Source organism: Actinosynnema sp. NPDC037264 (genome assembly GCF_055603705.1).
In genome coordinates this window covers 60,780-84,081 of record NZ_JBVJVK010000033.1, presented here as the reverse complement: position 1 = coordinate 84,081, position 23,302 = coordinate 60,780, and the positions used below count along the sequence as shown (strand labels likewise).

Annotated in this window: 25 protein-coding genes; 13 read left to right on the top strand and 12 right to left on the bottom strand. The window is 73.0% G+C overall.

Annotated features, from left to right (window positions below; all coding sequences use genetic code 11):
* Window positions 1-101 precede the first annotated feature (101 nt).
* From ACZ7GX_RS29475 to ACZ7GX_RS29465, 3 genes are read right to left on the bottom strand one after another with little or no spacing between them, the layout of a single operon-like run.
* Window positions 102-758 (bottom strand): GNAT family N-acetyltransferase, encoded by a 657-nt coding sequence (locus ACZ7GX_RS29475; RefSeq protein ID WP_498781317.1) that lies wholly within the window; start codon window positions 756-758, stop codon window positions 102-104.
* Between the two features lie 34 nt (window positions 759-792).
* Window positions 793-2,016 (bottom strand): molybdotransferase-like divisome protein Glp, encoded by a 1,224-nt coding sequence (gene glp, locus ACZ7GX_RS29470; protein ID WP_498781315.1) that lies wholly within the window; start codon window positions 2,014-2,016, stop codon window positions 793-795.
* A 14-nt stretch (window positions 2,017-2,030) separates the two neighbouring features.
* Complete coding sequence (locus tag ACZ7GX_RS29465) at window positions 2,031-2,912, bottom strand: UTP--glucose-1-phosphate uridylyltransferase (protein ID WP_498781314.1); 882 nt, start codon at window positions 2,910-2,912, stop codon at window positions 2,031-2,033.
* A 38-nt stretch (window positions 2,913-2,950) separates the two neighbouring features.
* On the opposite strand from ACZ7GX_RS29465, the gene ACZ7GX_RS29460 reads away from it, so the two are divergent.
* From ACZ7GX_RS29460 to mscL, 6 genes are all read left to right on the top strand, one after another.
* A complete protein-coding gene (locus ACZ7GX_RS29460) occupies window positions 2,951-3,517 on the top strand; it encodes a 5-formyltetrahydrofolate cyclo-ligase (RefSeq protein ID WP_498781313.1) in 567 nt (188 codons plus the stop codon).
* 145 nt (window positions 3,518-3,662) lie between these two features.
* Window positions 3,663-3,953 carry an FmdB family zinc ribbon protein gene (locus ACZ7GX_RS29455; protein ID WP_498781312.1) on the top strand — a complete coding sequence of 97 codons (291 nt, stop codon included), beginning with the start codon at window positions 3,663-3,665 and terminating at the stop codon, window positions 3,951-3,953.
* An 87-nt stretch (window positions 3,954-4,040) separates the two neighbouring features.
* Entirely contained in the window at window positions 4,041-4,550 is a 510-nt protein-coding gene (locus ACZ7GX_RS29450; RefSeq protein WP_498781310.1) for an SAF domain-containing protein, read from the top strand.
* 628 nt (window positions 4,551-5,178) lie between these two features.
* A complete protein-coding gene (locus ACZ7GX_RS29445; RefSeq protein ID WP_498781309.1) occupies window positions 5,179-5,598 on the top strand; it encodes a glyoxalase superfamily protein in 420 nt (139 codons plus the stop codon).
* Complete coding sequence (locus ACZ7GX_RS29440) at window positions 5,598-6,539, top strand: RNA polymerase subunit sigma-70 (protein ID WP_498781308.1); 942 nt, start codon at window positions 5,598-5,600, stop codon at window positions 6,537-6,539. The genes ACZ7GX_RS29445 and ACZ7GX_RS29440 overlap by 1 nt, the downstream gene beginning before the upstream one ends.
* A 51-nt stretch (window positions 6,540-6,590) precedes the next feature.
* Window positions 6,591-6,989: a large-conductance mechanosensitive channel protein MscL gene (gene mscL, locus ACZ7GX_RS29435; RefSeq protein ID WP_498781306.1), complete on the top strand. Its 399-nt coding sequence runs from the start codon at window positions 6,591-6,593 to the stop codon at window positions 6,987-6,989.
* Between the two features lie 393 nt (window positions 6,990-7,382).
* Here mscL and ACZ7GX_RS29430 read toward each other — a convergent pair whose 3' ends face one another.
* Window positions 7,383-7,574: a hypothetical protein gene (locus ACZ7GX_RS29430; protein ID WP_230572767.1), complete on the bottom strand. Its 192-nt coding sequence runs from the start codon at window positions 7,572-7,574 to the stop codon at window positions 7,383-7,385.
* Window positions 7,571-8,071 carry a MogA/MoaB family molybdenum cofactor biosynthesis protein gene (locus ACZ7GX_RS29425; RefSeq protein WP_123748144.1) on the bottom strand — a complete coding sequence of 167 codons (501 nt, stop codon included), beginning with the start codon at window positions 8,069-8,071 and terminating at the stop codon, window positions 7,571-7,573. The genes ACZ7GX_RS29430 and ACZ7GX_RS29425 overlap by 4 nt, the downstream gene beginning before the upstream one ends.
* Window positions 8,072-8,166: 95 nt before the next feature.
* On the opposite strand from ACZ7GX_RS29425, the gene ACZ7GX_RS29420 reads away from it, so the two are divergent.
* Window positions 8,167-9,186: an NAD-dependent epimerase/dehydratase family protein gene (locus ACZ7GX_RS29420; protein WP_498781305.1), complete on the top strand. Its 1,020-nt coding sequence runs from the start codon at window positions 8,167-8,169 to the stop codon at window positions 9,184-9,186.
* Here ACZ7GX_RS29420 and ACZ7GX_RS29415 read toward each other — a convergent pair.
* Genes ACZ7GX_RS29415 through ACZ7GX_RS29405 form a run of 3 tightly spaced genes read right to left on the bottom strand, consistent with a single transcriptional unit; the run spans window position 9,155 to window position 12,177 of the window.
* The gene (locus ACZ7GX_RS29415) at window positions 9,155-10,174 is read right to left on the bottom strand and encodes a sensor histidine kinase (RefSeq protein WP_498781303.1); all 1,020 of its coding nucleotides are present in this window, start codon (window positions 10,172-10,174) and stop codon (window positions 9,155-9,157) included. The genes ACZ7GX_RS29420 and ACZ7GX_RS29415 overlap by 32 nt on opposite strands.
* On the bottom strand, window positions 10,174-10,869 hold the full coding sequence (locus tag ACZ7GX_RS29410) for a response regulator transcription factor (protein WP_498781301.1): 696 nt from the start codon (window positions 10,867-10,869) through the stop codon (window positions 10,174-10,176). Before ACZ7GX_RS29410 ends, ACZ7GX_RS29415 begins: the two co-directional genes overlap by 1 nt.
* 9 nt (window positions 10,870-10,878) lie before the next feature.
* Complete coding sequence (locus ACZ7GX_RS29405; RefSeq protein WP_498781338.1) at window positions 10,879-12,177, bottom strand: hypothetical protein; 1,299 nt, start codon at window positions 12,175-12,177, stop codon at window positions 10,879-10,881.
* Window positions 12,178-12,272: 95 nt separating this feature from the next.
* Between ACZ7GX_RS29405 and ACZ7GX_RS29400 the strand changes: the two genes are divergently transcribed.
* The 5 genes from ACZ7GX_RS29400 to ACZ7GX_RS29380 all read left to right on the top strand — a co-directional run bounded on the left by ACZ7GX_RS29400 (window position 12,273) and on the right by ACZ7GX_RS29380 (window position 15,923).
* A complete protein-coding gene (locus ACZ7GX_RS29400; protein ID WP_498781336.1) occupies window positions 12,273-12,935 on the top strand; it encodes a glycosyltransferase family 2 protein in 663 nt (220 codons plus the stop codon).
* Window positions 12,935-13,603, top strand: coding sequence for a TIGR04282 family arsenosugar biosynthesis glycosyltransferase (locus ACZ7GX_RS29395; RefSeq protein ID WP_498781300.1), 669 nt, complete (start codon window positions 12,935-12,937; stop codon window positions 13,601-13,603). Before ACZ7GX_RS29400 ends, ACZ7GX_RS29395 begins: the two co-directional genes overlap by 1 nt.
* 279 nt (window positions 13,604-13,882) lie before the next feature.
* On the top strand, window positions 13,883-14,485 hold the full coding sequence (locus ACZ7GX_RS29390) for an SAM-dependent methyltransferase (protein WP_498781299.1): 603 nt from the start codon (window positions 13,883-13,885) through the stop codon (window positions 14,483-14,485).
* On the top strand, window positions 14,482-15,528 hold the full coding sequence (locus ACZ7GX_RS29385) for a molybdopterin-dependent oxidoreductase (RefSeq protein ID WP_498781297.1): 1,047 nt from the start codon (window positions 14,482-14,484) through the stop codon (window positions 15,526-15,528). Before ACZ7GX_RS29390 ends, ACZ7GX_RS29385 begins: the two co-directional genes overlap by 4 nt.
* A complete protein-coding gene (locus ACZ7GX_RS29380; RefSeq protein ID WP_498781296.1) occupies window positions 15,525-15,923 on the top strand; it encodes a hypothetical protein in 399 nt (132 codons plus the stop codon). The genes ACZ7GX_RS29385 and ACZ7GX_RS29380 overlap by 4 nt, the downstream gene beginning before the upstream one ends.
* Window positions 15,924-15,995: 72 nt before the next feature.
* Here ACZ7GX_RS29380 and ACZ7GX_RS29375 read toward each other — a convergent pair whose 3' ends face one another.
* From ACZ7GX_RS29375 to ACZ7GX_RS29360, 4 genes are all read right to left on the bottom strand, one after another.
* Window positions 15,996-17,885, bottom strand: a complete 1,890-nt coding sequence (locus ACZ7GX_RS29375; RefSeq protein WP_498781294.1) for a S1C family serine protease — start codon at window positions 17,883-17,885, stop codon at window positions 15,996-15,998.
* Window positions 17,886-17,973: 88 nt separating this feature from the next.
* The gene (gene galT, locus ACZ7GX_RS29370; protein WP_498781292.1) at window positions 17,974-19,053 is read right to left on the bottom strand and encodes a galactose-1-phosphate uridylyltransferase; all 1,080 of its coding nucleotides are present in this window, start codon (window positions 19,051-19,053) and stop codon (window positions 17,974-17,976) included.
* Window positions 19,050-19,847 carry a DeoR/GlpR family DNA-binding transcription regulator gene (locus ACZ7GX_RS29365; RefSeq protein ID WP_498781291.1) on the bottom strand — a complete coding sequence of 266 codons (798 nt, stop codon included), beginning with the start codon at window positions 19,845-19,847 and terminating at the stop codon, window positions 19,050-19,052. The genes galT and ACZ7GX_RS29365 overlap by 4 nt, the downstream gene beginning before the upstream one ends.
* A gap of 1 nt (window position 19,848) precedes the next feature.
* Window positions 19,849-21,846, bottom strand: a complete 1,998-nt coding sequence (locus ACZ7GX_RS29360) for a beta-galactosidase (protein ID WP_498781290.1) — start codon at window positions 21,844-21,846, stop codon at window positions 19,849-19,851.
* Between the two features lie 157 nt (window positions 21,847-22,003).
* Between ACZ7GX_RS29360 and ACZ7GX_RS29355 the strand changes: the two genes are divergently transcribed.
* On the top strand, window positions 22,004-23,302 hold the full coding sequence (locus ACZ7GX_RS29355; protein WP_498781289.1) for an ABC transporter substrate-binding protein: 1,299 nt from the start codon (window positions 22,004-22,006) through the stop codon (window positions 23,300-23,302).

The following is a 23,302-nucleotide window of genomic DNA, read 5'->3' as shown; positions in this document are numbered from 1 at the left end:
ACAGTCACACCTGTGTCGGAGGCACGCCGACCGGCGTACGTACCAAAGTGTGGTGTATCACCCACTTTCGGGTGATCCGAATAAGCCGCATGGCCTGCAGATCAGGCAGTTCGGGCGTATCCCTGTGCGACCAACCGGCGTACGAGACCCTCGGGCGACGCCTCCTCGGCGGTCATCGCGAAGCACAGGTGGTCACGCCAGTCGCCCGCCACGTCGAGGTACCGCAGGAACAGGCCCTCCTCCCGGAAGCCCGCCTTGGCGAGCACCCGGAGGCTCGCCCGGTTCTCCGGCCGGACGGTCGCCTCCAGCCGGTGCAGGCCGCCCTCGCCGAAGCAGTGGTCGACCACGAGCGCCAGCGCCGCCGTGGCCACGCCGCCGCGCGCCCGGTCGGCCGCCACCCAGTAGCCGACCCACGCCGAGCGCAACGAGCCGCGCACGATGTTGCCCACGGTGATCTGCCCGGCCAGCACGCCGTCCACGGTGATCACGAACGGCAGCGCCTGGCCGCGCCGGGCCAGCGACTTCAGCGACGACCACTGCGGCGGCCACGCCAGCGGCGCGTTGCGCTCGTGCCACCCCTCGGCCGCGGTGGGTTCCCAGTCCTCCAGGTACGCCCGGTCGCGGAGCCTGGCCCGCGACCACGCCGAGGCGTCGAAGAGCTTCGGCGGGCGCAGCTCCACCAGGCCCGCGGGGACCCTCAGCGGCCCGAGCCGCGCGGGCCAGCCGGGGTGCCGACCGCCGTCACCCGCGAAACTCATCCATCCCCACCGTGTCTCGGGCCCGTCGGGGGTCTCATCCCCGCTGGGCGAGGAAGCTGACCACGACCTCTTCGCCGACCGCCACGTCCGTGACGTCCTCGTCGACCATGATCAGGCAGTTCGCCTCGGCCAACGACGCCAGCAGGTGCGACCCGGAGGTACCCAGCGGCTGCACCAGGTACTCGCCGTTGTCCGCGTCGCGCAGCAGCTGGCCGCGCAGGTAGCCGCGCCGGCCCTTCGTGGACGTCAGCGGCGACAGCAGCCGCGCGCTGACCGCCCGCCGGTACGGGTTGCGCTTGCCCAGCGCGGCCCGGATCAGCGGACGCACCAGCACTTCGAAAACGACCAGGGCGCTCATCGGGTTCGCGGGCAGCAGGAACGTCGGCACCGCGTCCGGTCCGAGCCGGCCGAAGCCCTGCACCGAACCGGGGTGCATGGCCACCCGGGTCACGTCCACGTCGCCGAGGTCGGCCAGCGCGGCGCGCACCTCGTCGCCGATGACGCCCCCGACGCCACCCGCGACGACCACGATCTCCGACAGCAGCAACCTGCCCTCGACGACCTCGCGCATCCGACGCGGGTCGGACGACTGGATGCCGACCCGGCTGACCTCGGCGCCCGCGTCCCGCGCGGCGGCGGCCAGCGCGTAGGAGTTGACGTCGTAGACCTGGCCCTGGCCGGGGGTGCGGTCGACGTCGACCAGCTCCTCGCCGATCGAGATCACCGACACCCGCGGCCGGGGGTGGACGAGCACCTTGTTGCGGCCGACCGCGGCGAGCAGGCCGACCTGGGCGGCGCCGATGGACGCGCCTCGGCGCACCGCGACGTCACCGGTCTGCACGTCCTCGCCGGTGCGCCGCACGAACGCCGCGGACGGCACCGAGCGGCGCACGGTGACCTTCGCCGCGTGCCCGTCGGTGTAGCCGACGGGCACGACGGCGTCGGCCAGGGTCGGCAGCGGCGCGCCGGTCGCGACCCGGACCGCCTGGCCGGGTTGCAGCCGTCTGGGCTGGCGGGACCCGGCGGGGATCTCGCCGACCACCGGGAGCGTGACCGGTTCCTCGTTGGCGGCCTGCACGTCGACGCTGCGCACGGCGTAGCCGTCGACCGCCGCCTGGTCGAAACCGGGCAACGCGCGCTCGGCGACGACCTCCTCGGCGCAGAGCAGCCCCTGCGACTCGGAGATCGCCACCCGCACGGGGGCGGGCCGCACGGCGGCGGCGACCACCCTGGCGAGCTGCTCGTCCACTGACCTCATAAGTTGACCTCGTTTTAGGAGTTGGCGAGGCGTGCCCGCAACCACTCCCCCAGCTCGGGCCCGTAGTCGGGGTGCTCCAGTGCGAAGTCAACCGCAGCTTTGAGGAATCCTCCCGGATTGCCCAGGTCGTGTCGCCCGCCGCGGTGGACGACGACGTGCACCGGGTGGCCTTCGTTGATCAGCAGCGCGATGGCGTCGGTGAGCTGGAGCTCGCCGCCCGCGCCGGGCGTGATGCGCTTGAGGGCGTCGAAGATCGCCCGGTCGAGCAGGTAGCGGCCGGCCGCCGCGAACGTGGACGGCGCGTCCTCGGCCTTGGGCTTCTCGACCATGCCGACGACCCGCTTGACGTCGTCGTCACCGGTGTCCTTGACGTCGAAGACGCCGTAGGCGGAGATCTGCTCCTTGGGGATGTCGAACGCGCACAGCACGCTGCCGCCGAGCTTCTCGCGGACCGCGGCCATCTTCCTCAGCGCGCCCGTGGGCAGCACGAGGTCGTCCGGCAGCAGGACGGCGACGGCTTCGTCCGCGCCGGTCAGGTTGCCCTCCGCGCAGGCGACCGCGTGGCCGAGGCCGAGCGCCTTGTCCTGGATCGCGGTCTCGACGGCGAGCAGGTTCGACGCGCGGCGGACCTTGGCGAGCAGGTCGGTCTTGCCGCGTTCCTCGAGCGTCGCCTCCAGCTCGGGCTGCGGGCGGAAGTACTCCGCGACGGCGTCCTTGCCGGGGGAGGTCACGATGACGAGCTTCGTCGCGCCGGCTTCGGCGGCCTCGGTGGCGACGAGTTCGATGCCAGGGGTGTCGACGACCGGCAGCAACTCCTTGGGCACCGCTTTGGTGGTGGGGAGGAAGCGCGTGCCCAGGCCTGCCGCCGGCACGATTGCTGTCTGGAAGGCGCTCATGGCCTGCGAGCGTAACGGCGCGCTTAGGGTGACCTGCCATGACGTCCCGTGAACGTGATCGGAAGGCGACTCTGCGCACACGGCTGCGAGCCGGGCGGCGTGGCGCGGTGATGCCCGAGATGGTGGACGAGGTGCTGTCCGCCGTCGCCGCTTTCGGTGTTTCCGCTGGTGGGACCGTGTGCGCTTATGTCGCTTCGGCGGCGGAGCCGGGGTCGTTGGCGATGGTGGAGGCGTTGCGGTCGCACGGGGTGCGGGTGTTGCTGCCGGTGGTGGTCGGGGACGGGTTGGACTGGGCGGTGTACGACGGGCGGTTGCGGGTGGGCGCGTTCGGGTTGCGGGAGCCGGAGGGGCCGTTGCTGGGCGCGGAGGCGGTGGGGTCGGCGGCGTTGGTGCTGGTGCCGGCGTTGGCGGTGGATCACTCCGGGGTGCGGTTGGGCAAGGGTGGTGGGTACTACGACCGGGCGTTGGGGTCGGCCGCGGGGCCGGTGGTGGCGGTGGTGCGGGACGAGGAGTTCGTGCCGTCGTTGCCGGTGGAGCCGCACGACGTGCGGGTGGACGCGGTGCTCACGCCGGGGCGGGGCCTGGTCCGGCTGCCGTCGGCGTGACCCGGCCTTGGCCTGTGGCGTCGCGATCCGGCTTTGGCCTGTGACGTTGACCTGTGATGTTTGCGCCACATATGCCGGGTGGCGCATCATCGGTGTTGGCACTCGTGACGGAGGAGTGCCAACCCGGACTCGTGGAGGGCTCACCGTGCCGACCTACCAGTACGCCTGCACCGAGTGCGACCACCGGTTCGACGCGGTGCAGTCCTTCTCGGACTCCGCGTTGACCGAGTGCCCCCAGTGCTCCGGCAGGCTGCGGAAGCTCTACGGCGCGGTCGGCGTCGTGTTCAAGGGCAGCGGCTTCTACCGGACCGACAGCCGTTCGTCTTCTTCCGCCGCTCCCGCGGCCACGCCGGCTCCGGCAGCCGCCAAGTCGGAGTCTTCTTCTGCTTCGTCTTCCTCTTCGACGACTTCCGCTTCGGCCGCCGCCGCGTCCTGAGCCTGAGTTGTCCACAGGCCCCCGAGTTGTCCACAGCTCGGGGGTCGACGCTGTCCTGAGCCCTGTTCCGCCCCTACCGTCGCAACCATGCTCCTCCACCTCAGAAGGATCCTGGCGGGCCTGTTGGCCCTGGTAGCCGTGGGTGTGGCCGTGCTGCCGGACGGCTCGACGGTCGACGTCCTGGTGGCGGCGCGCGATCTTGCCCCCGGCGTGCCGCTCGGTGCGGAGGACGTGCGCGTGGTCGCCGTCCCACCGTCCTTGTCGCCAGCCGGCGCGCTCTCGCCGGGCAACGCTTTAGGCCGCAGCCTGGTGAGCGCGGCCCGTTCCGGCGAACCGCTGACCGACGCCCGCCTGACGACGGCCGACCCGGGTGTGTCGTCGGTGGCCGTGCGCCTGGCCGACGCCGGCGTGGTCGGGCTGCTGCGGCCGGGGAGCCGGGTGGACGTCGTCGGCCCGGAGTCGGACGTGCTGGCCACAGACGCCTCGGTCGTCGCCGTGCGGGAGGGCGAGGTAGTCGTCCTCTCCGCCGACCGCCCCGCCGCCCACCGCCTGGCCGCCGAAACCCTGGCCGGCCCAGTCGCCGTGATCCTGCGCTAACCGACCACATCCCATCCGCTACTCACCCACCAGCACTCACACCACGGTCACCACCCGCACCACCCACGGCCGGCACCGCGCTCCCCGCGCACCCACCGAACGCCGCGCACGCCCGACCACCCTGCCCACGCCAACCACCCTGCCACCGGCTACTGGCCCGCCAATCGGCCACTGGGCCGCTAACCGCCGCGCACTCATCAACCCACTGCCCACGCCGCCTCAGCCCTCCGACCACCGCGCGCCTACGGCCCGCCGCCAACCGCTGGCTGCCAACCGCTGGCTGCCAGCTGCCCACACGACTCTCCGACGCACCGGCCCACCCGTCGCTGGCCACTTTCCGACCGGCCAGGCCCCCCGCCTGCCGCTTCGACAACCGCCAGCTCTCAGAACCTGCGTTGCCGCTCACTGACCTGCTCCGTCCTGACCAGCGGTCGCGGCGCGTCCGCTGTGGTGGCGCGGCCAGCAGGAAGGTGGGCCGTCGGCGGGTGGGGTGGGCGGGGTTGGAGGGTGGGTGAGCTGGGAGGACGAAGTTTTCATCGCGGGACCGATGAGTTTTCGGCGCGCCTGTCGTTCCACCCGGTACATGGATTGCAGGGTGGGGTTCGGCCCCGTTACCGAGGAGAGCACTGTGGACTGGAAGCTGGAAGTCGTCATCGTCCCCGTGTCCGATGTCGAGCGCGCGAAGACCTTCTACACCGACACGTTGGGCTTCACGCTCGACACCGACCACCGCTCCGGCGACGCCTTCCGCGTCATCCAGGTGACCCCGCCCGGCTCGGCGTGCTCGATCGTCTTCGGCAAGGGCCTCGGCGACAGCGGCGCGCCCGGCTCGCTCAAGGGCTGCCAGCTGATCGTCTCCGACATCCAGGAGGCACACGCGCACCTCGAAGCGAACGGCGTGGTGAACTCCGGGCCGCAGCACTTCGAGAACGGCACGATGGTGCCCGGACCGGACCCGGCCGGCGGCGACTACAACTCCTTCATCTTCTTCGACGACCCCGACGGCAACACCTGGGCCGTCCAGCAGGTCGGGAAGTCCGTCCGCTGATGTTCGAGCAGGCCACCCGGCAGCACCGCCGCGAGTTGCACGTCCACTGCTACCGGATGCTCGCCTCCTACGAAGAAGCCGAGGACGCCGTGCAGGAGGTGTTCCTGCGCGCCTGGCGGGCGTGGGACACCTTCGACGGCGGCAACGTCCGCGCCTGGCTGTACAAGATCGCCACCAACACGTGCGTCGACCTGATCCGGGCCAAGGCTCGCACGCCCCGGACCCAGCCGGAGATCAGCTGGCTCACGCCCTACCCGGACCGCCTGCTGGACCAGGTGGCGCCGTCCGACGACGAGCCGGACGTGGTCGCGGTCGCCAGGGAGACCGTCGAACTCGCCTTCCTGGCCGCCCTCCAACTCCTCCCCGCACGGCAGCGGGCGGCGTTGCTCGCGCGGGAGGTGTTGGGCATGACGGCGCAGGAGACGGCCGGGCTGCTCGACATCAGCGTGGCCGCCGCCAACAGCGCCCTCCAGCGCGCCCGTGCCACGATGCGGGAGCACCTGCCGTCGCACCGCAACGACTGGACGGCCCGCGAGCCGAACCCCCGGGAACGCGAGTTGCTGAGCCGGTTCATCGACGCCCACCAGCGGTGTGACGCGGAGGCGGCGGTGGCGATCGCCGCCGAGGACCTGCGGGTCACCATGCCACCCGCGCCGCTGTGCTTCGACGGCCTCGACCGGGTCGCGACGCTGATGCGCCGCGCGCTGGGCCCCGACCGGGAAGGCGACTGGCTGCTCGTGCCGACCTGGGCCAACCGGATGCCGACCGCTGCCAGCTACCTGCGCCGACACGGCGACACGGTGTTCCGGGCGTTCAAGTTGGACGTCCTGCGCGTCGAGGACGACCGGATCGCGGAGATCACCACGTTCGGGCCCTCGACGTTCGAACGGCTCGGACTCCCCGCGACACACGTACCCGGAGCGTCACCGACCAGGCCCTGACCCGTTACCCTCCGCTGACCCCACCCATACCCCCGAACGGAGGAGCCAACCGTGATCAAGGGCTTCAAGGACTTCCTCATGCGCGGCAACGTGATCGACCTCGCCGTGGCGGTGGTCATCGGCGCCGCGTTCACCGCGATCGTCACCGCGTTCACCACGAACCTGATCAACCCGCTCATCGCGTTGTTCGGCGGCAACAACGTCAACGGCCTGGCCGTGCAGCTGGGCAAGAGCGACAAGACGATCATCGACTTCGGCGCGATCATCACCGCGGTGATCAACTTCCTGATCGTGGCCGCGATCGTCTACTTCATCTTCGTGCTGCCGATGACCAAGCTGAAGGAGCGGCGCAAGCGCGGTCAGGAGCCCGGCCCGGCGGAGCCGACCGACGTCGAGCTGCTCAAGGAGATCCGCGACCTCCTCGCCTCGCAGCGCCAGCGCCAGGACTGACCGACACGACGGACAGGACAGCCGCGACGGTCACGATGGACAGGTGAACGTCGCGAACGGACGGCCCGATCGGACAGCGCGAGTGGACGGCCCGACGGTCCTCGTGCCGGCACCGACCGCGCCAGGGTTCACTGGTGACGGGACTCGGCGCGACCCGTGCCGCGGCGCCGGACCGGGATCGGCCGGAGGTGAAAGGGCCGGCGGTCGAGAACGGCCGGTCGAGAACGGCCGGTCGAGAGCGATCGGCGGGTCGGAAGCGGCTCGCGGTGCAGCGGCCGGCAGTGAAGCCGCCGGCAGTGAAGCCGCCGGCGGTGGAAGCGGTTGGTCGAGTGATGCGGAAGTGACCGGGCGTGCCTTGGCGGCGCCCGGTCAGCCGCGGTCCGGTGAAGAGCACTACCCGCCGTGGTGAGGTGGCCGGTTCTCCTCGTACCACCGGTCGTCACGCCCGGTCGGTCGTGGTTCGTCCGACGAGCCCTCCGGCAGCACGTCGCCGAACACCTCGGCCAGCCGACGACGCCGCGCCGCCTCCGCCGCGGCCGAAGCGGCGGCGGCAGCGGCGTCGGCGTCGTCAGCCGGCTCGGTCATGCCTCGTCCAACCCCGAGAGCTGCTCGATCACGTACGGCACGAGCGCCGACAACGTCGCCATGCCGTCGCGCACCGCCGACCGCGACCCGGCCAGGTTCACCACGAGGGTGCTGCCGGACACGCCGACCAGCCCTCGCGAGATGCCCGCGTCGACGGCTCCCGCCGCCAGCCCCGAAGCCCGGAGCGCCTCGGCGATGCCGCTGATCGGCCGGTCGAGCACGCCCTGCGTGGCGTCCGGCGTCACGTCGCGCGGCGACACACCTGTGCCGCCGACGGTGACGACCAGGTCGACACCGCCGATCACCGCGGTGTTCAGTGCGGCGCGGATGCCCACGACCTCACCCTCCACCGCGACCGTCCCGTCGACGATGAACCCTGCTTCCTCCAGCAACTCGGTGACCAGCGGTCCTGTGCTGTCGTCGTGCTCACCGTGCGCCACCCGGTCGTCCACGATCACGACAAGGGCGCGTCCCAGTCGCTGCGCGCTGCGTTCCATGAGCGCCACCGTAGCCAATCGGAGGATCTGACGGTTCCGTGACGTCACGCTGTCGCACCGCCCGCTCCCGCCGGAGGACCCCTAACTTCGGTGACGTGCGCGTTCTCCTCACCGGCGGGGCCGGGTTCATCGGCTCACACATCGCCGACCACCTGACCGCCCAGGACCACGACGTCGTCGTGCTCGACGCCTACCTGCCCCAGGCCCACCGCGACCGCCCACCGACGGCCCAGGACGTCACCGATCTCGACACGGTGAAAAAACTGCTCGACGGGGTGAACGCGGTCTGCCACCAGGCCGCCGTCGTCGGCCACGGCCTCGACCCGTCCGACGCGCCGCTGTACGCCCGCAACAACGACCTCGGCACCGCCGTGCTGCTCGCCGCGATGCACGAGCGGGGCGTGGAGCACCTGGTCCTGGCGTCGTCGATGGTCGTGTACGGCGAGGGCCGCTACGAGTGCGCCGAGCACGGCGTCGTCCGGGCCGCGCCACGCCGCCAGGCCGACCTCGACCAGGGCCGCTACGAGCCGCCGTGCCCGCACTGCGGCAGCCCCCTGGAGCCACGCCTGGTCCCCGAGGACGCCCCGCTGGACCCCCGCAGCACCTACGCCGCCAGCAAGCTCGCCCAGGAGCACTACGCGGCGGCGTGGGCACGGCAGACGGGCGGCTCGGTGTGGGCGCTGCGCTACCACAACGTGTACGGCCCGATGATGCCCAAGGACACCCCGTACGCGGGCGTGGCGAGCCTGTTCCGCAGCGCGCTCGAACGCGGCGAGGCGCCCACCGTCCTCGAAGACGGCCGCCAACGCCGCGATTTCGTGCACGTCACGGACGTGGCGCGGGCCAACGCCCTGGCCCTGAGCCGACCGGGCGAGCCCGGCACGCTCACCCCGCTCAACATCTGCTCCGGCGAGCCGCACACCGTCGGCGACCTCGCCACCCACCTGGCCGAGGCGTGCGGCGGTCCGCGGCCGCGCATCGTCGGCGGCGCGCGCCCGGCGGACGTCCGGCACGTCGTCGCCGACCCCGCCCGGGCCCGCGAGCTCCTCGGCTTCGACGCCGCAACGACCTTCGCCGCCGGGGTCAAGCAGTTCGCAACGGACCGCCTGCGCTGAGCGGCAACCGCACCTCGAACCGGCAGCCGCGACCGTGGTTGCGGGCGTCGATCGTGCCCTGGTGCGCCTCCACCAGGCCGCGCGCGATCGCGAGCCCCAGCCCGCCGCCGACGGGCTGCCGGTGCGGCGCGCCGCGGAACGCCACGTCGAACACCCTGGGCAGGTCCGCCTCCGGGATGCCGCCGCAGCCGTCGTCCACGCGCAGCAGCGCCGACGGCCCGTCCACGTCCACCCGCACGGCCACCGTGCCGTCCGGCGGGGTGTGGCGGATCGCGTTGGACAGCAGGTTGCGCACCACCCGGGCCAGCTCGGGGTCGCTGCCCAGCACCACCGGCCACGTCGCCGCGTCCGCGCGCAGCCGCACGCCCTTGCGCGAGGCCACCGGGCTCTCCGCCGCCACCACCTCGCTGACCACGTCGGCCAGCGGCACCTCGGACAACGTCAGCCGCAGCGCGCCCGCCGTGATGCGGGACAGCTCGAACAGGTCGTCCACCATCCCGGACAACGCCTCCGCCTCGGCCGAGATCCGCCCCGCGTACCCGGCGACCTCGTCCCGCCGCGACACCACGCCGTCGGCCAGCGCCTCGGCCATCGCCCGGATCCCGGCCAACGGCGTGCGCAGGTCGTGGCTGATCCACGCCACCAGCTCGCGCCGGGACGCCTCGGCCGCGCGCTCCCGCTCCCGCGCCTCGCTCTCCCACACGCTGCGCCGCGCCAGCGCCCGACCCAGCAGCACGGCCGTCGGCACCGTCACCAACGCCACCAGCAGGCACACCAGCACGGTCGTGGTGAGGATCGGGGTGAACATGAACCCGCTCACCGCCAGCACGCCGCCGATGGTCGCCACCACCGGCACGATCGCCAGCACGGTCAGCGCCGTGGCCAGCGACCCGTTCTGCAACCGCCGCAGCAGCACCGCGCCGAGCAGCGCCAGCGGCAGCGAGAACAGCACCGCGTACGGGAGGATGTGGTAGATCTCGATCAGCATCACGCACCGCCGTCGTACCGGTAGCCCACGCCCCACACGGTGGCGATCCGCACCGGCCGGGCCGAGTCGACCTCCACCTTCTCCCGCAACCGTCGCACGTGGACGGTCACGGTGGACTGGTCGCCGAACTCCCAGCCCCACACCCGCGAGAGCAGCTCGCCGCGGTTGAACGCGGTGCCCCGGTGGGTCAGGAAGAACACCAGCAGGTCGAACTCGCGCGTGGTCAGCGACAGCTCACGCCCGTCCAGCCACGCCGACCGCGCGCCGACGTCCACCCGCAGCCCGCCGTCGCTCAGCACCGACGCCGTCCGCGCCGCCGCGACCCGCGACCGGCGCAGCACCGACGTGACCCGCAACGCCAGCTCGCGCGGGCTGAACGGCTTGGTCACGTAGTCGTCCGCGCCGAGCTGGAGCCCGGCGATCCGGTCCTCCTCCTCGCCCAACGCGGTCAGCATCACCACCGGCACGGCGCTGCGCAGCCGCAGCCGGCGGCACACCTCCAGCCCGTCGACGCCCGGCAGCATCAGGTCCAGCACCACCAGGTCCGGCTCGCGTTCGGCGAACCGGCGCAGCGCGCTCTCACCGTCACCGACCAGCTCGACCTCGTGGCCTGCCAGCTCCAGGTACCGGCGCACCACGTCGCGCACGGTCACGTCGTCGTCCACGACGAGCACCCGCCCGGTCGTCTCACCCATGTCCGCGCCTCACCAGTTGGTCAACAGGAGGTGGTTGACCGCGAGCGCGGTCACCGCTTGCGCCGCCAGCCACAGCCGCCGCCGGTCCGGCACGAGCACGACCAGCCACACGGTGAACGGCAGCCAGATCCGTTCCACCTCGGCCTTGCTCAAGCCGGACAGGTCGGCGGCCAGGATCGCCACCGCCGCCGCTGCCGCCAGTGTGACGGCGCCCCTGGCCATTGTGGTGCTGCCGCGCCACCGGGCCGCGAACGGCGCCAAACCGCAGGCGAACGCGGCGGCGGCCAGGTCGGCCCACACCCAGTAACCGTAGGCGCGGGGTGTCGCGATGCCCTGGTAGTACCGCTCGACGACCAGGTGGTAGCCGTCCAGCCACCAGAACCCCAGCGCCGCGAACACCACCACCACGGCCGACGCGCCCAGCACGGCCACGCCGATCCGCCGCCAGTCGCGCCCCGAAGGATGGAGCAACAGCACGACCAGGGCCAGCACACCGAGCAGCACCAGCCCGTACGACAGGAACACGCCGAAGCCCAGCACCACCCCGCCGGCCAACGCCCGCCGGGTCGCCAGCAACGCGATGCCGCACGCCGTGACGCCCGCGAACAGCCCGTCCGCCGACACGCCCATCCACACCGCGCCGGGGAACAGCGCCACGAACGGCAGCACGGCCCGCGCGTGCTCCTCGGAGACGAACGCGCGCACCGTCACCGGCACCGCGACCGCCGTCAGCGCGCCGACCAGCACCACGAACGCCGAGGCCCACGCGCCGCCGGACAGCCCGACCCGGTCCAGCCCGATGAACACCAGGAACGCGCCCGGCGGGTGCGCGGAGACGTGCGTGGCCCACGAGTCGGGCTGGTAGTCCAGGATGCGGGAGGAGAACTCGCGCAGCATCGCGCCCACGTCCGTCACGCCCGGGACTTCGTCCAGGTACTCGTGCTCCGTGGTCAGCCGGCCGGTGAAACCGCGTGCCCAGCCGTCCACCAGGGCCAGCGAGAACGTCCACGCCACGGCGGTCGCGTAACCCGCGCCGAGCGCGAGGCGCCACGACAGCCGCCCGGCCAGCGTCGGACCCCAGACCACGACCGCCAACGCCACCAGCACGGCGAGCGGCGTGCCGATGCCGACGTGCGGCAGCCACTCGGCGAACAGCGGCGGGGCGGGGGCGTGGACGCGGTCATCGGGCAGGATCGCGCCGGCCACGACGGCCGAGGCGACCAGGGCCGCGGCGGCCAGGACACGGAGCACACGCCCACGGTAAGGCCGGCGGAGGCCCGGTGGAGGCCCCGTGGCGGGATCCGTCAGCGGTCCGTAAGAACTGGCGCACACGTCATGATTCGGTAAGCGCCACAACGGTTTTCGGTCGCCCACGACGGCCCATGCTGTGGTGCGTGGACGAAATCGACGTGGTGCTCCCCTGCCTGGACGAGGCGGCGGCGTTGCCGGGCGTGCTGCGGGCCATGCCCGCCGGCTACCGGCCATTGGTGGTGGACAACGGATCGCGTGACGGCTCACCCGAGATCGCCCGCTCGTTGGGCGCGGAGGTGGTGCACGAGCCGCGGCCCGGGTACGGCGCGGCCGTGCACACGGGGATCGAGCGCGCGCGCTCCGAAGTGGTGTGCGTGCTCGACGCGGACGGCTCTCTCGACCCGGGCCAGCTGCCGGAGCTGGTGGCGTTGCTCGGGCGGGCGGAGCTGGCCGTGGGGCGGCGGGTGCCGGGAGCGGGTAGTTGGCCGTGGCACGCGCGGGCGGGCAACGCGGTGCTGGCCGGGTTGCTGCGGCGCAAGGGGTTGGCGGTGCGGGACATCGCGCCGATGCGCGCGTTCCGCCGGCGGGACCTGCTGGAGCTGGGCGTCGAGGACCGGGCGTTCGGCTACCCGTTGGAGCTGCTGCTGCGTGCGGCGGCGGCCGGGTGGCGGGTGGTCGAGCGGGACGTGCGGTACGGGCCGCGGGCGGCGGGCACGAAGTCGAAGGTGTCCGGCTCGGTGCGCGGGACCGTGCGGGCGGTGCGCGACATGGCGGCGGTGGTCCAGCGGGGCGTCGAGCAGGAGGGCGTGCGCTGATGACGTACTCCGCGAGCCTGCTGGTGGTGGCCAAGGCGCCGGTGCCGGGCCTGGCGAAGACCCGTCTCTGCCCTCCCGCGACGCCGGAGGAGGCGGCCGACATCGCCGCCGCCGCGCTGCTGGACACGCTCGACGCCGTGCTCGGCACGCCGGGCGTGCGGCCGGTGGTGGCGGTGACCGGGTCGCTCGGCGACGCCCGGCGGTCGGCCGAGATCCGGGCGGTGCTGCGGCGGTGCACCGTGCTGCCGCAGCGGGGCGGGTCGTTCGCCGACCGGTTGGCCAACGCGCACGCCGACGCGTACCGGGCGCACGGCCTGCCGGTGTTCCAGATCGGCATGGACACGCCTCAGCTCACGCCGGTGCTGCTGGCCGAGTCGGTCGACCGGCTGGCCGCGCGGGGTGCGGTGCTGGGTCCGGCGGCCGACGGCGGTTGGTGGGCGCTCGGGCTGGACGACCCGACGGTGGCCGCGAACCTCCGTTCCGTGCCGATGTCCCGGTCGGACACGGGCGCGTTGACGCTGCGGGCCTTGGGCGGCGCCGGCCGGGACATCGACCTGCTGCCCGTGCTGTCCGATGTGGACGACATGGCCACCGCTCGTGACGTCGCCGCCGCCGTGCCGACGACCCGCTTCGCCGCCGCTCTCGCACACCTGGGAGCCCTGCGATGACCACCGCCACCGCCCGCCCTGATCCGCAACACCGCCCGGACCCGCTCACCACGACACTCGCACCCGCCTGCGCCCCAAGACTTACGCAGCATTGCAATAACCACCGCCAGTACCCATCTCGACACGCAACCCACCACGCACGTCCGACTTCGTGCCGGACTTCGGGAGCACTGCAATGACCACCGCAGAAACGCACCCCGATACGCAATGCCGCACAACCCCGCTCGCCGCGGAACCACACGACCGCCGGAGGTCGCGTCAGGTGTGCGGAGCGCCGCGATGACCGCGTTCGACGTCGGCCTCAACGGTGCGGAGTGCCGGCTCGAGCTGGCCGGCGGCGATCAGGTGCCCCTGCCGGTCGACCGGTGGCACGAGGACGCCGACGGGGCCGACCACGTCCTCCTCGACGCCTGCCACGGGCCGACCGTCGACCTCGGCTGCGGCCCCGGGCGGATGGTGGCCGCGCTCGTCCGGCGCGGGGTGGTGGCGTTGGGCGTGGACCACTCGCCGCTCGCCGTCGCCCTCACCCGGGCGAGAGGCGGACCCGCGCTGCACCGCGACCTGTTCGGCCGGCTGCCCGGCGCGGGCCGGTGGGCGCACGTGCTGCTCGCCGACGGCAACATCGGCATCGGCGGCGACCCCGTCGCGCTCCTCCGCCGCGCCCGCCAACTCCTGCGCCGGCACGGCACCGCGCTGGTCGAGGTCGAGCCGCCCGGCTGCGGGCTGCGCCGTGAACGCGCGCGGGTCGCCGGTGGCACGTGGTTCGACTGGGCGCGGGTCGACGCGCGGGCCGTCGTGCCGACCGCCGCATGGGCGGGCCTGGAGCCGCGGTGGGTGGTCGAGCGCGACGGGCGCTGGTTCGCCGAGTTGGTGCGGCCGTGAAGCGCACCTCCAGCCCCCACACCGCCACCCGGATCGGCCTGTGGCTGGGCATCGCGTTCGGCCTGTGCTTCGTCACCGGCCTGCTCAGCCACTACCTCCAGCACCCGCCCGGGTGGTTCGCCTGGCCCACCCGCCCGGTCTGGCTCTACCGGTTCACGCAGGGCGTGCACGTCACCTCGGGCGTGGCCGCGATCCCGCTGCTCCTGGCGAAGCTGTGGACGGTCTACCCGAAGCTGTTCGAACGGCCGGTGGTGAAGTCGCTGCCCCACGCCCTGGAACGCGGTTCGATCTTCGTGCTGCTCGGCGCGTCGTTCTTCGAGCTGGTCACCGGCCTGTTCAACGCCGCGCAGAACTACCCGTGGCAGTTCTTCTTCCCGACTGCGCACCACGCCGTGGCCTGGATCGCGGTCGGCGCGCTGCTGGTGCACGTCGCGGTCAAGCTGCCGCTCCTGCGCACGCCCGCCGAGGAGGTCCGCCGAGGCGCGCTCAGCCGACGCGGGTTCCTGCTCACCACGGGCGGCGCGGCGGCGGTCGCGGTGCTGGCCACGGCGGGCAGCACGGTGCCGTGGCTGCGGACCGCCTCCGTCCTCGGCACGCGGTCGGCCGCACTGCCCGTCAACCGCACCGCCACCGCCGCCGGCGTGCCCGCGGTGGACGACGACTGGCGGCTGACCGTCGGCGAACGCCGGTTCTCCCGCCGGGAGCTCGAAGCCCTGCCGCAGACCACGGCCGAGCTGCCGATCGCGTGCGTCGAGGGCTGGAGCGCGTCGGCGCGGTGGACCGGCGTGCCCGTGCGCGACCTGCTGGCGCTGGCGGGCCTCGAAGCCGGTGACGTCCGGGTGGAGTCGCTGGAACGCGACGGCCTCTACCGCGCGAGCACCCTGCCCGCCGCCCACGCCCGCGACCCGGTGACGCTGCTCGCGCTGCGGCTGAACGGCGAGACCCTGCCCCTGGACCACGGCTACCCGTGCCGGCTGATCGCACCGAGCCGACCGGGCGTGACGCAGACCAAGTGGGTCACCCGGCTGGAGGTCCTGCGATGAGGTGGGTGATCGGCGCGGTGGGTGTCGTCCTGGCCCTGTGGGGCGCGGTCCTCGTGCTGCCGCTGGTCTCGGTGGACCTGGCGCTGTGGTTCGTCGCGGGCCCGATCGTGCACGACGCGCTGCTCGCGCCGCTCTTCGCCGGCTTCGGCCTGCTGGTCGCCCGGTGGGCGCCGCAGCCGTGGCGGGCGGCCGTGGTGGTCGGCGGCACGTTCACCGGCGTGCTCGTGCTGCTCGCCGTGCCGCTGCTCTGGCGGCCGTTCGCGGGCGGGCCCAACCCCGGGCTGGTCGACCGGAACTATTCGGTCGGGCTGCTGGTGGCGGTCGGGGTGAGCTGGCTGGGCGTCCTCGCGGTCACCCTGGTGCGACGGCACAAGAGGCCGCACGCCGACAGGTGAGGGGCGGTCACCCGGGTCGGCATGCGGCCTCCACAACCGGCTCGGGGCACGGGAGCCGGTGGCTCGCGGGTGCTAGCGGACCTCGACGGGCTGGCTGCCGAGCGTGACCTCGACGGTGCGGTCCTCGCCGATGGTGAGCTGCACCTTCTCGCCCGGCGCGCGGGACCGGACGGCCGCGACCAGGGAGTCGGAGGCCTCGATGGGCCGGTCGCCGAACTTGGTGATCACGTCGCCGGACTTGATGCCCGCCGCCTCGGCCGCGCCGCCGGCGGTCACGTCGCGGACCACCGCGCCGCCCCGCGGCGAGTCGCCCACCTGGACGCCGAGCACGGTCTGGGTGGCCTTGCCGGTCTCCGACAGCTCCTTGGCCGTGCGGCGGGCCTGGTCGATCGGGATGGCGAAGCCGATGCCGACCGAGCCGCCCTGCGCGGACTGGCTGGAGTTCGGGCTGTAGATGGCCGAGTTGATGCCGACGACCTGGCCGCGCATGTTCACCAGCGGGCCGCCCGAGTTGCCGGGGTTGATCGCGGCGTCGGTCTGGATGGCGTTGAGCACGGTGTCCACGCCGCCCTGCTGGCCGCCGGCGCGCACCGGGCGGTTCAGCGAGCTGACGATGCCGGAGGTGACCGTGCCGTTGAGGTCGAACGGCGAGCCGACGGCCACGACGTCCTGGCCGATCCGCAGGTCGCCGGAGTTGCCGAGCTCGGCCGTGGGCAGGCCGGAGACGTCCTCCATCTTCAGCACGGCCAGGTCGGACGTCGGGTCGCGGCCGACGATCTTCGCGTCGAACGAGCGGCCGTCCTGGAGCTGGACCGCGATGGGCCCGCCGTTCGCGGCGCTCTCGACCACGTGGTTGTTGGTCAGCACCAAGCCGTCGGAGCTGAGCGTGAAGCCGGACCCGGCGCCGCCGTTGACCTGCACCTGCACCACGGTCGGCAGCACCTTCTGCGCCACCTGCTCGATCGAGCCGTCCGGGGCGTCGGTGCTCTGCTGGGCGGGCGGGGCCTGGTTGAGCGCATTGGTCACGGGCCTGGACTGCTCGGCGGCCTGGAAGCCGACGTACCCGCCGACACCGCCCGCGACGCCGCCGACGGCGAGCACGAGCGCGGCGACGCCCGCCACGACCTTGCCGCGGCCCCGCGGCGGGCGCGGTGCGGCGCCGACCGACCCGGGCGGCGCGTAGTAGGGGCCCGACACGCCGGGCTGCGCCGACCCCGAAGGGGAGTGGGCCGGCGAGCCCGGGTGTTCCGGGGCGCCGGTCTGCGGAGCGCCGTGCGGACCCGCGTGCTCCGGGCGGTGGAAGCCCGCGTGCCAGGCCTCCGGCCCGGATCCCGGCAGCCCGGCGCCGCCCTGCACGGCGCCGGGACCACCGGTTCCGGGATGGCCGGCGCCGCCCTGCACAGCACCGACCACACCTGCTCCGGTCGGGCCGGCGCCGCCCTGCACAGCGCCGGCCTGACCGGTTCCCGACTGGCCGGCGGCACCCTGCGAGGCGGCCGGCGAGCCGAAGTCATCCGGGCGACCGGGACGCGACCACGCGTCCGGCGACCCGGGCACGGGCTCGGCGGCGCTCGCGTGCGGAGCGGCCGGCGAGCCGGGGTTCGAGGCGGCAGCGGTCGTCGTCACGCTGTCCGGGTACAGGTCGGCCGGGTGGCCGGTGTTCCCCCGCGGAACACCGGCCGACCCCGCCGCCGACGGGTCGGCCCCTACCGCCGGCCCGTCGGTCACGTCCTCCGGCCGCGCCGAGGCTCCCTGCCAGGCACCTCCCGCGCCGGTGGACTCCGACGACGCACCGGTGCCGCCCTGCACGGCACCGGTGTCGTCGCTGTCCGGCCGACCAGCACCCTGCTGCTGGGAGCCGGCGTCCTCATGACCGAGCCCGGCGCCCCCGCGCGCCCACGGGCTCCGCGGCTGAGCCGGCTGAGACTGCGGTGGCTGCTTCGGCTGCTCGTCTTCGGTCATGTCCACCACTCTGCGGTGCCCGCCTGAGAGCAGCCTTAAACGAAACTGGGCATCCCTTGTGAGTCGGTGCGGGTTTCCGGGCCGTGGTTCAGCCGCGCAGCCTCTCGGCGATCTGCTCCGGCGTGGCGTCGTTCACCCACACGCCCATGCCCGACTCGGAGCCGGCCAGGTACTTCAGCTTGTCCGCCGCACGCAGCACCGAGAACACCTCCAGGTGCAGCCAGGCCAGGTCACGGCCGGTGCGCACGGGCGCCTGGTGCCACGCCGCGATGTAGGGCAGCGGGCGGTCGTAGAGGGCGTCCAGGCGGTGCAGCACGGTCAGGTAGAGCCCCGCGAAGTCGTCCCGCTCGGCGTCCGTCAGCGCGGGCAGGTCCGGCGCCTGGCGGTGCGGGACCAGGTGCACCTCGACCGGCCACCGGGCCGCGGCGGGCACGAACGCCGTCCAGTGCTCACTTTCGGCGATAACCCGGGTCCCGGCCGCACGTTCAGCCGCCAGGATGTCACCCATCAGTGGACGACCGTGTGACGCCTGGTAGTCCGCCGCGACGGCGAGCATCCGTTCCGTCTTCGGGGTCACGAAGGGGTAGCCGTAGATCTGGCCGTGCGGGTGCGACAGCGTCACGCCGATCTCTTCGCCCCGGTTCTCGAACGGGAAGACCTGCTCGACGCCCGGGGTCGCGTTCAACGCCGCCGTGCGGTCCGCCCACGCGTCCACCACCGTGCGCACCCGCGAGGCGGGCAGCGAGCCGAACGAAGTGTCGTGGTCGGACGTGAAGCACATGACCTCGCACCGGCCGCGCCCGGCCGCCCGCGCCACCATCGGCATCCCGTCCACAGTGGACGGCAGCTCCGGCACGCCCTGCGCGAACGACGGGAACCGGTTCTCGAACACCACCACGTCGTAGGACGACTCGGGCACCTCGGTCGGCTTGCCGGGCGTCGACGGGCACAGCGGGCACAGGTCGGCCGGCGGCTTGTACGTGCGGGTCTGCCGGTGCGCGGCCATCGCCACCCACTCGCCGGCCAACGGGTCGCGCCGCACCTCCGACAGCGGCTGCGCGCGCGGCAGGTCGCGGGTGTCGACCGCGTCGCGCGGCGGCGCGTCCGGGGTGTCGTCGAAGTAGATGATCTCGCGACCATCGGCAAGCTTCCCCGCCGTGCGCCTCACGCCAGTTCCTCTCCGCGGCCCGGCACGTGCGCCAGGACCAGTTCGCCGACCTGATCGCCGAGCACCGTCCGCGCGGGCTCGGCCAATCCCTCGTCGGTCACCAGCACGTCCGCCTCGTCCAGCGCGGCGATGGTGGAGATGCCGACGGTGCCCCACTTGGTGTGGTCGGCGACCACGACGACCCGCCCGGCCGCGTCGACCAGCGCGCGGTCGGTCTCGCTCTCGTTCAGGTTGGGCGTGGTGAAGCCGGAGCGCTCGGCCATGCCGTGCACGCCGAGGAACACCACGTCCAGGTGCAGCGACCGCAGCGCCTGCACGGCCACCGGCCCGACCAGCGCGTCCGACGGCGTGCGCACCCCGCCGGTGAGCACCACCGTGCGGTCGGTGCGCCCGCTCTGCTGCAGCACGTCGGCGATCCGGATCGAGTTCGTCACCACGGTCAGGTCCGGGATGTCGTCCAGGAACCGCGCCAGCGTCCACGTCGTGGTGCCCGCCGACAGGCCGATCGCGGTGCCGGGGCGCACGAGGCCCGCAGCGAACGCGGCGATGGCCTCCTTCTCCGGCAGCTGGCGCACCGACTTGGCCTCGAAACCGGGCTCGTCGGTGCTGCGGCCGACCACGGACGTGGCGCCGCCGTACACCTTCTCCACCAGGCCGCGGGCGGCCAGCACGTCCAGGTCGCGGCGCACGGTCATGTCCGAGACGCCCAGCCGGACGACCAGGTCGCTCACCCGCACCGCGCCGGTGCGGCGGACCTCTTCCAGGATCACCGCTTGTCGCTGGCGTGCCAGCACCTCACACCTCTTCTTCCCGGACCACGACCACGCCGCCGGCGGGCACGACCACGCTGCCGGACGCACGCGCGCCGGACAGCAGCTCGACACCCACCGCGGGCAGCTCGGCGTCGCCGTCGGAGTGGTTGACCGCGACCAGCCACGATACGGCGGAGCCGGCCACCTCACCGCGCCGACGCACCACCTCGACGTCACCGCCCGGCCCGGACGGGACGCCCGCCTGGTCGAGCGCGGTCCGCACCAGCCGCTCCAGCCCGTCGCCGACCAGGCCGCACGCCACGTACCAGGCGACGCCCCCGCCGCGCTCGTTGCGGGTCACGGCGGGCACGCCGGGCAGCGGGCCGTCGGCGTAGGAGGCGATCACCTCCGCGCCGCGGGCGTGCAGGTGCTCGGTCCAGACGGCGGCCGACGAGCCGTCGTCCAGCGAAGCGGTCTGCCCCGCGCGCAGCGGGTGGAACTCCTCGGTCCGCACGCCGAGCAGCTCGCGGAACGCGCCGGGGTAGCCGCCCAGGTGCACGTGGCCGCGCGTGTCGGTGACGCCCGACAGGTACGTGACCAGCACGTGCCCGCCCGCCGCGACGTACTCCTCGTACGGCGTCGCGTCGTCCACCGCGTACAGCGCCGGCAGCACGACCAGCCGGTAGGAGGACAGGTCCGCGCCCGGCGGCACGAAGTCGACCGTCACCCCCGCCCGCCACAACGCCCGGTAGTACGCGAGGACGTGCTCGGGGTAGGCGAAGTCCTCCGTCGGGTGGGCGGACTGGCCGAGCGCCCACCACGACTCCCAGTCGAAGACGACGGCGACCGGCGCGTCCACCGTGGAGCCGACGACCTCGGCGATCCGCTGGTACTCGGCCCCGACCTGCTCGACCTCGCGGAACACCTTCGTGTCCGGCCCCGCGTGCGGCACCATCGCCGAGTGGTAGCGCTCCGCGCCCGCCCGCGACTGCCGCCACTGGAAGAACAGCGTGCCGTCCGCGCCGCGGGCCAGGTGCGCGTAGGAGTTGCGGCGCAGCTCGCCGGGCAGCTTGGCGATGTTGCGCGGCTGCCAGTTCACCGCCGACGTGGAGTGCTCCATCAGCAGCCAGGGCCGCCTGCCCGCGAGGCCGCGCACCAGGTCGGCGGAGTACGCCAGGTGGACGTGCCGGTCGGGGTCCTCGCCGAACGTGTAGTGGTCGTTGGAGACGAAGTCGACCTCGGCGGCCCACTTCCAGTAGTCGAGCCCGGAGAACGCGGCGGCCATGAAGTTCGTGGTCACCGGCACGTCCGGGGTGACCTCGCGCAGCACGTCCCGCTCGGCCTTGTACAGCTCGAGCAGCGCGTCGGAGGAGAACCGGTCGAAGTCGAGCAGCTGGCCCGGGTTGTGCAGCGCCGGCGTGGCCCGCGGCGGCAGGACCTGGTCCCACGACGTGTAGCGCTGGCTCCAGAACGCCGTGCCCCACGCCTCGTTCAGCACGTCGAGCGTCCCGTGGCGGGCGCGCAGCCAGGCGCGGAACGCCACCGCGCACCGGTCGCAGTAGCAGCGCGGGACGTGGCAGCCGTACTCGTTGTTGACGTGCCACGCGGACAGCGCCGGGTGGTCGCGGTAGCGCTCGGCCAGCGCGCGGGCCAGCGCCACGGCCTTGGTCCGGTAGACCGGCGAGCTCGGGCAGTAGGACTGGCGCGAGCCGTGCACGAGCCGGACGCCCTCGGCGGTCTCCGGCAGCATCTCGGGGTGCGCGGTGGTCAGCCACGGCGGCGGCGCGGCGGTCGCGGTGGCCAGGTCGACCCGGATGCCGCCCGCGTGCAAACGGTCGAGCACGCGGTCCAACCAGCCGAACTCGTAGCGGCCCTCTTCCACTTCCAGCAGCGCCCAGGAGAAGATCGCCACGCTCACCAGGTTGACCCCGGCCCGGCGCATCAGCTCGACGTCGTCGTCCCAGACGTCCTCCGGCCACTGCTCGGGGTTGTAGTCGGCGCCCCAGGCCAGGCCTCGCACGCGGGTGGGCCAAGTCGTCATGGCACAAGAGTGGTCGATTTGCGGCGAAAACGTCAACACAGTCCAACAAGAACCGTCGGATAGCTTGACATTCCGTGTGGCGCAGCCCACATTGTGAGGCCTCTTGTTGACTCTTTGTTCACTTGGCTTCCGCTGAGTGTCACCCGGAGGAGCGACGATGACGAGGTTCTCCGCCAGCACCCACCCCCTGCTGGGCCGCCGCGCGCTGTTGAGGGCGATCGTCGCGGGCGCGGGCGTCGCGGCCGTGCCCGGCCTGGCCGCGTGCGGCTCCGACGGCGGGGCCGCCGCCACCGACACCGTGTCGTTCGGCAACAACCAGTCCGACCAGGTGCCGAAGGACGCGATCACCGCCGTGCTCAAGGCGTTCGAGGGCGAGTCGGGCCTCAAGGTCGCGATCAACACCAAGCAGCACGAGCAGTACCAGGAGCAGATCAACAACTACCTGCAGGGCAAGCCGGACGACGTGCTGGCGTGGTTCGCGGGCTACCGGATGCGGTTCTTCGCCGAGAAGGGCCTGACCGGCGACCTGAGCGAGGTGTGGTCGAAGGTCTCCGCCGGCTACGAGCCCGCGTTGAAGGAGGCGTCCACGGCCTCGGACGGCAAGCAGTACCTGATCCCGTTCATCCAGTACCCGTGGGGCGTGTTCTACCGCAAGAGCGTCTGGCAGCAGCGCGGGTACGAGCAGCCGAAGACGCTGGACGAGCTCGTCGCGCTGTCCACGAGGATGCAGGCGGACGGGCTGGTGCCGATCGCGTTCGCGCAGAAGCAGGGGTGGCCCGGCATGGGCACGTTCGACCAGCTGAACTTCCGGCTCAACGGCTACCAGTTCCACGTCGACCTCATGGCGGGCAAGGAGGACTGGCAGGGGCCGAAGGTGCGGGAGGTGTTCGACACCTGGAAGCGGCTGCTGCCGTTCCACCAGGAGAACGCCCTGGGCCGGGAGTGGCAGGAGGCCGCGCAGGCGTTGCAGCAGGGCAAGGCGGGCATGTACCTGCTCGGCTCGTTCGTGGCGCAGCAGTTCAAGGGCGCCGAGGTGGACGACCTGGACTTCTTCCCCTACCCGGAGATCAACCCCGAGCACGGCCAGGACACCGTGGAGGCGCCGATCGACGGCTTCATGATGTCCCGCAAGCCCGCCAACCCCGAGGGCGCGCGCAAGCTGCTGGAGTACCTGTCCACGCCCGCCGCGCAGCTCGCCTACGTCAAGGCCGACCCGAGCCAGGTCGCCGCGTCGAACAAGGCCGAGACGACCGGCTACAACGCGTTGCAGAAGAAGTCGGCGCAGGTGATCAAGGAAGCCGCGCACATCACGCAGTTCCTCGACCGGGACACCGACCCGCGCTTCGCCAGCGACGCGGCGACCAACGGGCTCAACGCGTTCATCCAGAACCCCGACGACCTCGACTCGATCCTCAAGGGCATGGCCGACCAGGCCAAGACGATCTTCACCGGGTGA